This is a genomic window from Phenylobacterium sp. (assembly GCF_041916435.1).
Taxonomy (GTDB): domain Bacteria; phylum Pseudomonadota; class Alphaproteobacteria; order Caulobacterales; family Caulobacteraceae; genus Phenylobacterium.
This window is the reverse complement of the sequence record NZ_JAYRZM010000002.1, coordinates 598,907-611,625: the sequence shown is the minus strand read 5'-3', so window position 1 is coordinate 611,625 and position 12,719 is coordinate 598,907. Positions and strand designations below refer to the sequence as shown.

The following is a 12,719-nucleotide window of genomic DNA, read 5'->3' as shown; positions in this document are numbered from 1 at the left end:
CGGCTCAGGCCAGCTCGAGCTCGGGCTTCAATACGTCCTTGGTCAGAAGGCGTTGATAGTCGCGATAGAGCTGCGCCTGATCCACAGCGTATCCGATGTGGTTCTCCTCGAACTCCTCGGACATCTGGTGACCGTTCTCGATCGCTTCTTCCATCGTTGGAAAAGCTTCGTACCAAACCTCGAAATTGTTGCCCTCAGGGTCGGAGAAGTAGATTCCAACACCCGTCCGATGGTCGACCACCCGTTCGATTTCGACTCCGGCGTCAACCAAGCGGCCATAGGCCCTCACCCACGACTCGTAGTCCTGAAAGTCCAGGCAAACATGGTGCATGCCCAGCCCCCGGCTACGTGGCGTTCCGGGCGGCGCCGGCAAGAGCGCGATATCGTGGTGTTGGTAGCCAAAGCTGAGCGTGGCGAAGCGGCCGGCGGCTCGCTTCATGACCCGCATGCCAAGCGCGCGCGTAAAGAACGCGATGGCCGCATCGAGGTCGCCGACGGTCAAACCGATGTGGGTTATGCGTGCTGTAGGCCACTTCATGACGATATCTCCTGCACCAACGCGGTGGTGGGAACGAACTCGGGTTCATCGACGACGTCGTTAACCAGTGCTCCGACGCCGTCGACGGTAACGTCAATCCGGTCGCCGGCATGCATCCAGAGCGGCGGCGTACGGCGCGCACCCACCCCCGAGGGAGTTCCTGTCGCGATCACATCGCCCGGCGCTAGAGTCGTGATTGTCGAGAGATAAGACACCAATTCCGGCAGGCCATAGATCATGAGGCTGGTCGAAGTCTGTTGAACGACCGCACCGTTTAGCCTCGTCACAAGGGTCATGGCGTTCCACTGGGGCGCCTCGTCGCGAGAGACGATCCAGGGGCCGATGGCCCCCGTTCTTTCGAAGTTCTTCCCGGCGGTCACCGAGTGCTTTTGAAAGTCGCGAACGCTGCCATCAAGGAAACAGGTGTATCCAAAGACGTGGTCGAGCGCGTCTTCGGTGGAGATGTGACGCCCAGCCTTGCCGATGACCGCGGCGAGTTCGCCTTCGTAGTCGAACTGCTCCGACACCTTTGGGCGCCAGAGGCTGTCACCGGGACCTGCGAGAGACTCACGAGTTCGCGTAAAAACCGAGGGCCGTTCCGCTGGGTCGCGCGCCACCTCGGCCACATGAGCCTGGTAGTTCAGGCCGATGCAGAAGAACCGCCCCCGCACGATTGGGGCCAACACTTGGACCTGGTCCAATCGCACACGCGGCGCGCCGGGATCCTCCACCAGGGTCGCTGGCGTCCCAACAACGAAACTGGCGCAGTCGGCTCCAGCCACAGGGACGATCTCGTCGCCCTCGAGAAGCCCCACCTTCTCATCTGCCCCCAAGCGATACCGAACAATCCGCATCGGACCTCCCCCATGTTGGGTGGATCGTACGGTCATGTGCGCGCGCCGTCAATTGAATGCATGCATTATTGCATTTCGCACGCACATGAAGCAGGTTGGCCAAAATGGGGAGCTGAGACGTCCAGATGGCGATCGAACTGGAAGCGCGCGCCGCCGCGCCGACTGATGTGAGACCTCCGCGCCATTCAGGCGCCTACCTGACCTATGTGGTCGTCCTTCTCGCGGTGGTGAACGTCTTTAACTTCGCGGACCGGACCGTGATTTCGGTCCTCATGCCGGCGATGAAGGTGGAGTTGAGTCTCAGCGACACCCAGTTGGGCGTCCTGTCCGGGTTCGCGTTCGCCATATTCTACGCCACGCTTGGAATTCCGATCGCAGGTCTGGCCGACCGCTCGATCCGCCGCAACATCATCTCCGCGGCCCTCATCATCTGGAGTTCGATGACCGCGATTTGCGGTCTCGCGCAAAACTTCTTCCACCTGCTGGCCGCCCGCGTGGGCGTGGGCGTGGGCGAGGCCGGCTGCCTGCCTGCGTCGCATTCGGTGCTTGGAGACTACTTTCCGCCGAAGCAACGCTCAGGCGTGCTTGCGATTCATACGGCAGGCAGCACGGTCGGCATGATGGCCGGCCTAATGATTGGTGGCTGGCTGGTCTCCAGGTTTGGATGGCGCGAGACGTTCATTCTCGTGGGCGCGCCGGGGATTGTGCTAGCCATAGTCGTGCGCCTGACCCTGAAGGAGCCGGCGCGAGGCGGCCATGACACACCGTCGCAGTCCACTGCGGGGGCCGCCGAGCCGTCGACACTTCTCGGTCTGATCAAATCGCGCCCATCATATATCCACCTGGCCATGGTGTTTGGAGGCGCGGGGTTCGTCGCGTTCGGCCTCCAGCAATGGTTGCCTTCATTCTACGTGCGCTCATATGGCATGAGCATCGCCCAAGTTGGCCTGGTGTACGGCGCCGTGAGTGGTCTCGCCTCAACGGTCGGCGCGCTTGGCGGCGGCTATGTCGGCGACCGGCTCCTGCAGCGTGGCGCGTTGATTGTGATCACCTACGCCGCTGGTTGCTACGCCTTGGCGTTCCTCTTCAAAGTCGCCCTTTTGACCAGCAACTCTGCAGGCCTCTCGCTGACTTTCAACTTCTTCTCCAGCCTGTTCGGCCTGGCCGCACATGGACCTGTATTTGCGCTGATTCAGGGGGTGACGCCCCCTCGGCTGCGAGCGCGCGCCGCCGCCCTGCTGACCTTGCTCACCAGTCTCATTGGCACGGGCGCCGGGCCCTTCTTCATCGGGCTGATGAGCGACCTCTACGCGTCGTCGGGACCGGAATCGCTGCGCCACGCGCTCCTGTGGTGCAGCGCTTTCGCCTTATGGCCGATCGTGCATTTGGTGCTCGCGCGCCGGACCATAGAGGCGGACATCAAGGCGTAGGTGCGAGAGCACGCCCATCAGACCTGAGCCGACGACGGGCGCCTAGACGTGGCGACGCCGCCCCCTCGTCTACAGAACAAGCGTCAAATGACTAGCTGGGCGGCGACGGCGTAGGCGTTAGCGTCGCTGTCGCCGTCGCAACCAGCCTTTCCTGGCCCTCGACCAGAGCGAACACGTCGGCAGCGCCAACGCTCATCCGCCGCCCGTTGCGCACCGCGCGCCCGCGGACGATGAGCGTGTCGCCAACAGCAGGCGCTAGGAAGTGGACGTTGAGCTGGCCCGTCACATTGGCTCCGCCCACAGATGCACAAGCCCATGCGCAACCAAGGTCGGCGATGAAGGCCACCACGCCGCCGAAGACGAATCCTGCATATTGCTGCACCGTCGGCGTGATCGGTATCCGCAGTTCGCAGGCGCCGTCAGCGCAGGTCAGCACCTCCCCGCCAAGGACCTCAGCAAAGAGGCTGCCTCTGATGCTCTGACGGATTCGTTCGAGGCTTGTCGTCACAACGTCAGGCCGCCGGCTGTGCACGAAAGGTCGTCGCGCCGCCAAGCTCTTTGTAGCTCCAACCAGTTTCGGTTCTCACGCACACGGCGCGATAGTCCGCCATGAGGACTGGAGCCGCAGCGGGATAGGGCGGCGGGCCATCCTTGGCTGCGCGCGACGAGAAAGCACTCAGATAGTAACTGCACACGGCGCTCCCATCCTCGCGCAGTTCGGCCTCCAAATTGGTGATAAGGTGGCGCACGAAGAGACCGGCGGGGCGTTCGAGAAGCGCCGCTTCTATGTCTGCGCCGCCCTCCCGCCAGCGTCCACCGCGATTCCAACGGCAGTCGGTGGTGACCAGCCTCAGCAATCCCCCGTAGTCGTTGCGATCCAAAGCGCCCCAAAAGCGATGCGCAAGCTGCGCAAGCTCGCCGTACGTCGTCGCGTCAATCATGCGCGAATTCCCCCTAGCTCCGCTGAGCACCCTTGATCTCCTAACGCAAAATGCATAGAACTTCAACTATTGCATGCATTTTGGAGCTACGATGAGTTCGTCGCCGCCACCCGCCCCCCAGCTCGATGATCGCTATGACCTGAACCAGCCCAGAGTGCTCCTGAATGGGATGCAGGCGATTGTGCGCCTGTTGCTGGAGCAGCATCAGCGCGATCGATCCGCCGGAATCTCGACCGGCGGCTTCGTATCCGGCTATCGCGGGTCCCCTCTGGGTCGATTGGATGCGGAGCTCTGGGCGGCCGGGTCTCAACTGGCCACGCGCGACATCCACTTTCAGCCCGGCGTCAATGAGGAGCTGGCCGCGACGGCCATCTGGGGGGCGCAGCAAACCGGACTAGTCGGTGCGGCGCGCGTCGATGGCGTTTTCGGGCTTTGGTACGGCAAAGGACCCGGCGTCGACCGGTCAGGCGACGTCTTCAAGCACGCAAACATGGCCGGGACGGCCCCAAACGGCGGCGTCCTCGCCATCGCCGGTGACGACCACGGCGCAAAGTCCTCCACGATCGCTCATCAGAGCGAACAGGCCTTTGTGGCGGCCATGATGCCCGTCCTTGCGCCCTCCGACCTGCAAGAGCTCGTGGAGTTCGGGCTCGTCGGCTTCGCGATGTCTCGCTATTCCGGTTGTTGGGTCGGCATGAAGGTCACGACCCAACTTGCCGATTCAAGCGGCTCAATTGCGGGCATCTCAGCGCGGCCTACCCTTCGCGCGCCCGACGTTGACGATCGGCCCGCAGGCGGGCTTGGGATTCGGTGGCCCGAGAATAAGCAGGATATGGAGGCCCGACTGGTCGGCCCGAAGCTCGCGGCGGCGAAGGCGTTCGCGCGAGCCAACCGGGTGGATCGCGTGGTCTGGAACGGCCAGCGATCGAAGCTGGGTCTGATAACCGTCGGCAAAGCACATAACGACCTCCTTGACGCCTTGCGGATCGCCGGAATCGACGAGGATGAGGCGCAAGCACTGGGGCTCGCCGTCTACAAAGTCGGCATGCCATGGCCGCTAGAGCCAGAAGGCGTTCTCGCCTTCGCCAACGGGTTGGAGCGGATCCTGGTCATCGAAGAAAAGCGAGCGCTCGTCGAGCCCCAGCTCAAGGCGCTCCTGTATGCGCAGATGCCGGAAGGCCCGCGTCCGCTGATCATCGGCAAGTTCGACGCAGCAGGCCAGGCCTTGCTTGCCTCTCACGGCGAGCTTTCACCTGAAGACTTGGTGCGCGCCCTTCGTGAGTTGATCCCAGACCTGAAAGCCGCCCCGGAACATGCTCCGCGCCAGGCGCCGGCCCTGCCAGATCTCTTGGTGCGAAAGGAATTCTTTTGCGCCGGCTGCCCGCACAATAGATCGACGCAGGTCCCCGAAGGGTCTGTCGCCCTGGCCGGGATCGGCTGCCACACAATGGCCAGCCGAATGCCAGATCGACACACCGCCACGGTCTGCCAGATGGGCGGCGAAGGTGCGGCCTGGATTGGCCAAGCGCCCTTCGTGGACCGCAAGCACGTCTTCCAAAACCTGGGCGATGGCACATACTTCCACTCTGGCCTACTTGCCATCCGTGCGGCGATCGCCGCGCGAGTGAACATCACCTACAAGATTCTGTTCAATGACGCCGTAGCCATGACCGGCGGCCAGCCCGTCGACGGAGTTCTGGGGGTAGAACAGATCTGCGCGGAACTCGCGGCCGAGGGGGTCAAACGCATTGTGATCGCTACCGACGAACCGGAGCGGCCACGGCGATTGCCGACCGGCGCAACCGTGCATCCACGTCAAGAACTCGACGCCATTCAGCGTGAACTCCGTGACGTCGAAGGCGTCAGCATCCTAATTTTCGAACAGGTCTGCGCGGCCGAAAAACGCCGCAGACGCAAGCGCAAACTGCTGCCGGAACCGCCCAGTCGCCTCTTCATCAACGAGCGTGTGTGCGAGGGCTGCGGCGACTGCGTCAAGGCGTCCAGCTGCATCGCGGTAGCTCCGGTCGATACGCCGCTCGGCCGAAAGCGCGCTATCGACCAATCCGCGTGCAACAAGGACTTCTCGTGCGTCGAAGGATTTTGTCCGAGCTTCGTGGAGGTCGAGGGCGCACAGCCGCGCAAGGCGGACGCCAGTCGGGTGCGGCGTTGGTTGGCGGACCGCCCGCCCCTGCCCCAGCCCGCCCGCGCCCGCATCGAGACCACCAAGCGTATTCTCATCACGGGAATCGGAGGCAGCGGCGTTGTGACGATTGGCGCCGTGGTCGCCATGGCCGCTCATCTGGACGGGCTTGAGTGCGCGGTCCTGGATATGACCGGCCTGGCGCAGAAGAACGGAGCCGTAGCAAGTCACTTGACGCTTGCCGCGCGACGTGACGCCATCGGAGCGGTGAAGATCGGAGTTGGCGCAGCCGACTACCTGATCGCGTGCGATGCGGTCGTCGCCGCCGCGCCCGAGCACTTGAAGCTGTCGAAGAGGTCGGGCGCGGCAGCCGTGGTCAATGCGGATGTGGCGCCGACCGCCGGCGTAATTTTTGATCTTACCGCCAGAATGAACGACGGAGCGTTGATCGATCGCATCGCCAGCGCACTGGGCGGGGATGCGGTCGCCTGTTGCGCCGCAACGGGTCTCAGCCGCAAGCTCCTCGGCGACGCGGTCTTCGCCAACATGCTCATGCTTGGGTTCGCCTGGCAGAAGTCCGCACTGCCGGTCTCTCATGAAAGCTTGGCGACCGCGATCCGGCTGAATGGGGCCGCGGTCGAGACCAACCTTACCGCCTTCGAACTTGGCCGTCGGTTGGCCCACGAAGGGACGACTGGCATGGCGGAGTTGGAGATCGACACCCGACCGAAGCCGGCGGCCGAAAGCGCCGAGGTCGTCGACAGCCGGCGAAGAGACTTTCTAGTCGCCTACCAGAACACCACGTACGCTGCACGCTACTGTGATCGGGTCGCCCGGATCGCTGCGATCGACACGGCGCTCGCTCGTGTCGCCGCGGATGCGCTCTTCAAGCTGATGGCGATCAAAGACGAATACGAAGTCGCACGCCTCTACACAGACGGGGTTTTCCGCCGCACTCTCGATCAGGAGTTCACGAGCGTCGGTCGGGTCCGACTGCACCTCGCCCCACCGTTACTTGCCCCGCGCGACCGCGCAACGGGACACCCTCGCAAGATCGCCTTTGGGCCATGGATCTTTCCGGTGTTGTCAATTCTCGCACGCTTCAAACGTCTTCGGGGCACGCCGCTGGATCCATTTGGATGGACGAACGAGCGCCGTACGGAGCGTCGTCTTCTCGCCGAATACGAAGCGCTGCTTGATGAACTTACGCCTAACCTCTGCGCGGGGCCGCGCGACATCGCAACCGCCCTGTTGGCGCTGCCATCCGAAGTCCGCGGATTTGGCCATGTGAAGGCGGCGGCCATCGCGCGTCATGAGAATGAGAAGACGAGGTTGCTAGCGCTCTGGCGCGAGAAAATCAGCCCGGGGAAACTCAAGGGCCGGGTTGCTGAGCAAATGGCGACCGTCTGAACACATTGCGGTCGCAACACTAGCGGGAGGACGATGGCATCCCAGCCGACGTGGGTCTCAGCATGAAGGGCGCTCGCTACAATCCGCCAGGCCAAATGCAGCTAAGCCCGGAGCAACATGCGGTCCATGCAAGGATCGCCGCGGGCCCACGCGGCCGGGTCCTCGCACCGCATCGATTGCTCTTGGCGAGCCCCAAGCTCGCCGATCTCGCGCAGGAGCTTGGCGCGTTCCTACGCTACAGTACATCGCTCGAGCCCAGGTTCTCTGAGCTGGTCATCTTGGTCACAGCCAGTCACTGGAAGAGCGGATACGAGTGGGCGCACCACGTTCCTCTCGCCCGAGCGGCAGGAGTTCCCGAACCCGTTATCGCAGCGATCGGCAGTGAATCCCCAATTGACCTGGCTGATCCTACGATGGCGGCCGTACTAAATGCTTCGCGAACGCTCCTTCAAACTGGGGCGTTGGACGACGCGAGTTTCGAAGGCCTACGCGAGGCGCTCGGCGACTGCGGCGTTGTCGAGGTGGTCGGACTGCTCGGCTACTACTCGATGCTCGCGATGCTGATGAACACCTACGAGACGCCAGTAGACGCTCCAGACTAACTCGGCATCCGAACCAGTTGCACTTTGGGCACGCCGGCCCGGAAGCGGCGGACGAAATCAGCCACGTCAATCTCGACTCCCGACGGATTGGCTCGATAGGCCTCCGATTGAAAGTAGGCGAGATAGTCTCCTTCGGTATCGAAGTTCGACGCAGAGAGCTCGACGCGATTCCCATCCGGGTCATGATAGTAGAAGCTCGTGCCGGGCCCATGATTGGCCGTACGAAAAGGCTTCACGCCCAATCCCAGCAACAGTTCGTAGCGGGACACCAGGTCCGCCATCGAAGCGTTGCGGAACTGCATGTGGTCAAGCCCCGGATCGCGATCAGGTTGATCGTCCAAATCCAGAATCTCGAACAAGCCAAACACCTGTGTGTAAGGGTGATCCAGGTGCAGGCGAATGAAGCAGATGCGGCGGTCGCTAGCGCGTCCAAGAGCCCTCAACTGGGCGTCGGACTGATCAGAAGGCGGCGCGCGTTCGAAGAAGGGCGATACGCCCAGCACCAAGGTGTACCAGTGCTTCATCTCCTCGAAATGCGCTGTCTTCAGCACCGTCTCACTAATTCGCAGCGGCGCGAGCGCCCGCGCGGCGAGTTGCACGTCCTTCGGAATCTCCAGCCAACTCACAGCGCCCTCATTGCTCGCATAGTGGTCGATGAATCCGAACTCGTCGCGCCGCGCAGCCGCTCCCATAGCACTAGCGGAACCGCGGGCGGCTCATCGCCGCGCCAGGCCACATGCCCGTCCGGTCGGACGATCGCCAGGGCGGCTCCATACACCGCCTGTATGGCCGGGTCGGCGAGCAAATGGCAGTGGCAAGGCACGCCACACTCGTTGGCGGCCTGGACCAACGCCTCGGCCCCGCCCGGCGTCGCCCCGAGGTCTAGGACAACGAACCCACGCCCAAACAAATCTAAGGTGGATCTTCCGTCTGGAAGCCAAACATGCGGTGCTCGCGCGCCGGGATAGCCGGTCTGTGTGTAGCTAGTCACTTCCATGGGCGGCCGCGGGCCCGGCTCATCGCTGCAGATCGGCGAGGCGTCGTAACGATAGCCGATGTGGATCCCAATTGACTGCCACTCGCGCGCCATCAATCCAGCGACGCGCTCGCCCACCACTCGCCGCACGCGATCCCCTGCTGCGTCAGCCGCAAGCAGGTCAGGATCGGCCGACGCCTTCCCCATTCGACCGAGGTTCGCAGTTGCTTCTTCCATTGCCCGACGTGCGACAGGCCGGCGTTCGATGTCATAGCTGGCCAACAGGCCCTCGCCGCCCCAGCCCTCAAGGCATGCCGCCAACTTCCAGGATAGGTCGACCGCGTCTCCAATTCCCGTGTTCATCCCATACCCACCGGTGGGGGACATCTGGTGTGCAGCATCGCCCGCAAGGAAACACTGTCCTCGCCGATAGGTCTCGGCGAGAATCTCGCGGCGGGTCCAAGGAACGGCCGAGAGGACGTCGTATGGGAGCCGCGCGCCGAATGCCTTTAGGACCGCCGCGTTGATGTCGGCGTCTGACCAGCTTCGACGATCGCCGCCGCCGATGAGCGATAGCCGCCACACGTCGCGCCCGTCGATCGCCACCAGGCTCCCCCACAGACCTTTTGGGTCAATGAGAACATATCGGTAGGCGCGCCTGCCCTGGATCGCAGCCGTAAGCGCGGGGCTGCGTATGAGGACATTCATGCTGTAGCTGAGCGCGTCGCGCCCTTCGACGCCGATCCCCAATGCCCGACGGATCGGGCTTCCGGCGCCATCACAGGCCACTAAATAGCGCGCGACAACCTCAATGGTTCGGCCCCGCGCGAGGTCCTCGACTTGAGCGATCACTCGATCGCCCATATCGCGAAAATCCGCCAGCCGGTGGCCGAGCCTAAGGTCGACGGTCGGCTGTTCGCGCACCGCCCGCATCAGCACCGGATCGAAGAAGTTCTGAGGACATCGCTCCCGCTTCGTCGGGCTGTAGGGAGCAATTGGCTCTTGCGCCATGCAAGGACGAAAGTCGCGCTTCAGCTCGTAGCCGAGGACGCCGGTCGAGTAGACGATGTCCTGCGGATGATCCTGCGGGAAGCCTGCCGCTCTGACACGATCAGCGATGCCCCAACGCCGGCAGAACTCCATCGTGCGGACGTTGACCATATCCATCTTCGGCTGACCGACACTTCCGTCGGCCTGCTCCACCAGGGCAACGTCAACGCCGCGCCAGCCGAGATCAAGCGCCAGCGCCAAACCGACCGGACCGGCGCCGACCACCAGCACCTGAGACACCAAGCTCTCTAGCTCGCTGCCGAACGAATTGCTGCCGTCTTTCAGGTTCCGCCCACGATTCTGATGGGACCGCGCAGTCAACTTCTGATCTCCCCCTAAAAGCGTGCGCTCGCTTGGAGGGCCACCGTGCGTGGCGGGTCGAGGACTTGGATGCGACCGTCTGGTCCGGTGCCGCCTAGCGAATTCGCGATCGGGTTCGAGCTCGTAAAGGAGAAGGTTTGTTCGTCGGTAAGATTGCGGCCGACCACGGCGACTTCCCATCTGGCGTCGTGGGCGCCAATTCCTATGCGCAGATCCAGCTTCGCCGTTGCGCTTTGCACCGCCACCGGATCATTGACTGACGAGTAGCGCGCGCTAGACGCGAAGCGCAGATCCACACTCCCGAAGAGATCCACATCGCCCGCAGCAGGACGGCGCCAGTCAAGGGAAGCGTAGCCGCTCCATTTCGGCGCGTATGGCAGCGACACGCCGTTGTAGTTGCAGGTGTTGGGCTTCGTTCCGTCCGGTGTCTGCTGCAGCGCGCACTGACCGTCCGTGAAATCGGTGAAGGCCGAGTCCAGGTAGGCCATTGAAGCATTTAGTGTAAGTGGCGCGGCGATCCTCCAGGATCCGTCGACCTCGACCCCGCGGCTGCGGGCCGCCCCGGCATTGCGCGTGACGAAGCTCAGTGTCGTCGCAGTTGGGTCAAGCGTCGTGAGCTGCAGGCCAGTATAGTCGGTCCAGTACGCGTTGACATTCAGGAAGGCCGCACCGTCTAGCAGGTTAAACTTGCCGCCAGCTTCGAAGGAGCGTGAACGCTCCGGCCCCACCTGGAACGTTGAGGGCTTCGCGCCGGCGATGGAACCTTGGAACGCGCCTCCTTTCGACCCTCGCGCGACTGAAGCATAGAGCATAACTGCAGGCGTCACATTCCACTGGACAACAAGTGATGGATCGAAGAGCCCTTCGCTCATTGAATCCGGGAACGCGATTGTCGTAACGCCTACTCCCGAAAGCGCGCCGGCCCCGGTGATGTTGCGATAGGTCGAGTCCTTATCCTCTTGGGTGTACCGCAGGCCAAGAAGCGTCCTCAGCCTATCTGAGACCTGCAAAGTGCCTTCAGCGAACACCGAAGCGACCTTTGTTTTTTGGCTGAAGTACCGGCGCGTGCTCCCGGCTTGGTTGGCCACCGGTACGCTCGCCTGGGTGAGATCTTCGTCGGCCACATGGTAGTAGGCTCCTACGATATAGCTGAAGCGATCTTCGCTCGGAGAGCTAAGTCGGATTTCCTGCGAGACCTGCTGGAAATTCTCGGCAAAACGCGAGTAGAAGATGTCCGGAGTATAATAGTCGGAATCTAAGCCAATCTCACTGTCGTAGGCGGAAAATCCGGTGACGCCTGTCAGAGTGAAGTCACCAAAGCGTCGATCAAAACGCACGACAGCGTTATAGTTATTGACGTCGTCCTCTTCCGGACCAATCCGGCTACCCGCTTGACGCGTCCGATCCAACACGATGCCGTTCGCGCGCGAGATAGTCTGAAAGGGTTGGCCCTCAATCCTTCTGTACGAATATTCAAGCTTACCGAACAGGTCTAGCGTGTCCCGCGAATAGTCGGCAGAGGCCCGCAAGACCAGGCTCTTGGGCCTGGGGTCGTCGGTTCCCGTGACGGTGTTGTGCAGATATCCCTTATTCTGCGTCTCGTATCGCCCCGCTAGGCGAACGCCGACACTTTCGCCAAGCGGCCCCGAAACTACGCCCGTAACAGCGGTCCGTTGATACTCGAAGTCCTCTTCGGCGCTGGCTGTCGCCTCGAACGTTCGAGTCGGACGGGCCGTGACCACAACAATCGCACCTGCACTTGTGTTCTTGCCGACCAGCGCTCCCTGCGGTCCACGCAGCACCTCGATCTGTTTGACGTCGAAAAACGGCGCGGTGAACTGCTTAGGGCGTCCGACATAGACGCCGTCCAGATACATTGAGACGGCCTGTTCGAACGAGAGGCTCCCCGTGCTCGAACCGATGCCTCGCATCGTGATGATTGGGATCGCTGGCGTATCGGAAATTTGCAAGTTGGGAACGTAGTCGTCGAGTTCAGTGAACTCTGAAGCGCCGCTTGCCGCCAGCTTCTGCCCTTCGATCACCGAAACGGAGATCGGCGTGTCGTGCAACGTCTCGTCGCGCTTGGTGGCGGTGACGACCACCTCGTCCACTTGCGTGGACCGCGTCGAATCCTGCGCCTTGCCCACGCTAGGAGCACAAATCACCGCGGCAGTCATAAGCGCTGCCTTAAAGCCGTATCGCCCCATGCAATCCTCCCCACACGGCCACTTATCGAGCCAGAGGTCAAATGCATGCATTTTTTTATTTAATATGCAATCCTATATTTCCATGCACAACGAGCCGACCCAATTGCGCTTGGAGTGGCGGGCGCTGCGCCCGCTGAGACCATTTTCGTCACCTCTCCTTCGGCATGTCAGCTACTGACGATTCGAGATGCACCCATGGTCCTGTGGGTGGTAGGGGCCGATGCCGCGCTCGCCGCCGCCCAGCTCGTCA

At 62.5% G+C, this 12,719-nt stretch carries 10 protein-coding genes; 3 read left to right on the top strand and 7 right to left on the bottom strand.

Annotated features, from left to right (window positions below):
• Window positions 1-4 precede the first annotated feature (4 nt).
• Window positions 5-538, bottom strand: coding sequence for a VOC family protein (locus tag ACE3TA_RS07710; protein WP_374572205.1), 534 nt, complete (start codon window positions 536-538; stop codon window positions 5-7).
• Window positions 535-1,392, bottom strand: a complete 858-nt coding sequence (locus ACE3TA_RS07705) for a fumarylacetoacetate hydrolase family protein (protein WP_374572203.1) — start codon at window positions 1,390-1,392, stop codon at window positions 535-537. The genes ACE3TA_RS07710 and ACE3TA_RS07705 overlap by 4 nt, the downstream gene beginning before the upstream one ends.
• 125 nt (window positions 1,393-1,517) lie before the next feature.
• Between ACE3TA_RS07705 and ACE3TA_RS07700 the strand changes: the two genes are divergently transcribed.
• Window positions 1,518-2,822, top strand: a complete 1,305-nt coding sequence (locus ACE3TA_RS07700) for a spinster family MFS transporter (RefSeq protein ID WP_374572201.1) — start codon at window positions 1,518-1,520, stop codon at window positions 2,820-2,822.
• 91 nt (window positions 2,823-2,913) lie between these two features.
• On the opposite strand, the gene ACE3TA_RS07695 is transcribed toward ACE3TA_RS07700, so the two are convergent.
• A complete protein-coding gene (locus ACE3TA_RS07695; RefSeq protein WP_374572199.1) occupies window positions 2,914-3,330 on the bottom strand; it encodes a PaaI family thioesterase in 417 nt (138 codons plus the stop codon).
• A 4-nt stretch (window positions 3,331-3,334) separates the two neighbouring features.
• Window positions 3,335-3,763 (bottom strand): nuclear transport factor 2 family protein, encoded by a 429-nt coding sequence (locus ACE3TA_RS07690; RefSeq protein ID WP_374572197.1) that lies wholly within the window; start codon window positions 3,761-3,763, stop codon window positions 3,335-3,337.
• Window positions 3,764-3,854: 91 nt separating this feature from the next.
• On the opposite strand from ACE3TA_RS07690, the gene ACE3TA_RS07685 reads away from it, so the two are divergent.
• Both ACE3TA_RS07685 and ACE3TA_RS07680 read left to right on the top strand, forming a co-directional pair.
• Window positions 3,855-7,313 carry an indolepyruvate ferredoxin oxidoreductase family protein gene (locus ACE3TA_RS07685; protein WP_374572195.1) on the top strand — a complete coding sequence of 1,153 codons (3,459 nt, stop codon included), beginning with the start codon at window positions 3,855-3,857 and terminating at the stop codon, window positions 7,311-7,313.
• 182 nt (window positions 7,314-7,495) lie between these two features.
• Window positions 7,496-7,915, top strand: coding sequence for a carboxymuconolactone decarboxylase family protein (locus ACE3TA_RS07680; protein WP_374572193.1), 420 nt, complete (start codon window positions 7,496-7,498; stop codon window positions 7,913-7,915).
• Here ACE3TA_RS07680 and ACE3TA_RS07675 read toward each other — a convergent pair.
• The 3 genes from ACE3TA_RS07675 to ACE3TA_RS07665 all read right to left on the bottom strand — a co-directional run bounded on the left by ACE3TA_RS07675 (window position 7,912) and on the right by ACE3TA_RS07665 (window position 12,439).
• Window positions 7,912-8,541 carry a VOC family protein gene (locus tag ACE3TA_RS07675; RefSeq protein ID WP_374572191.1) on the bottom strand — a complete coding sequence of 210 codons (630 nt, stop codon included), beginning with the start codon at window positions 8,539-8,541 and terminating at the stop codon, window positions 7,912-7,914. The two genes, ACE3TA_RS07680 and ACE3TA_RS07675, sit on opposite strands and share 4 nt — an antisense overlap.
• On the bottom strand, window positions 8,538-10,181 hold the full coding sequence (locus ACE3TA_RS07670) for an FAD-dependent monooxygenase (RefSeq protein ID WP_374572189.1): 1,644 nt from the start codon (window positions 10,179-10,181) through the stop codon (window positions 8,538-8,540). The genes ACE3TA_RS07675 and ACE3TA_RS07670 overlap by 4 nt, the downstream gene beginning before the upstream one ends.
• 95 nt (window positions 10,182-10,276) lie before the next feature.
• Window positions 10,277-12,439: a TonB-dependent receptor gene (locus ACE3TA_RS07665; protein WP_374572187.1), complete on the bottom strand. Its 2,163-nt coding sequence runs from the start codon at window positions 12,437-12,439 to the stop codon at window positions 10,277-10,279.
• Window positions 12,440-12,719: the final 280 nt, after the last annotated feature.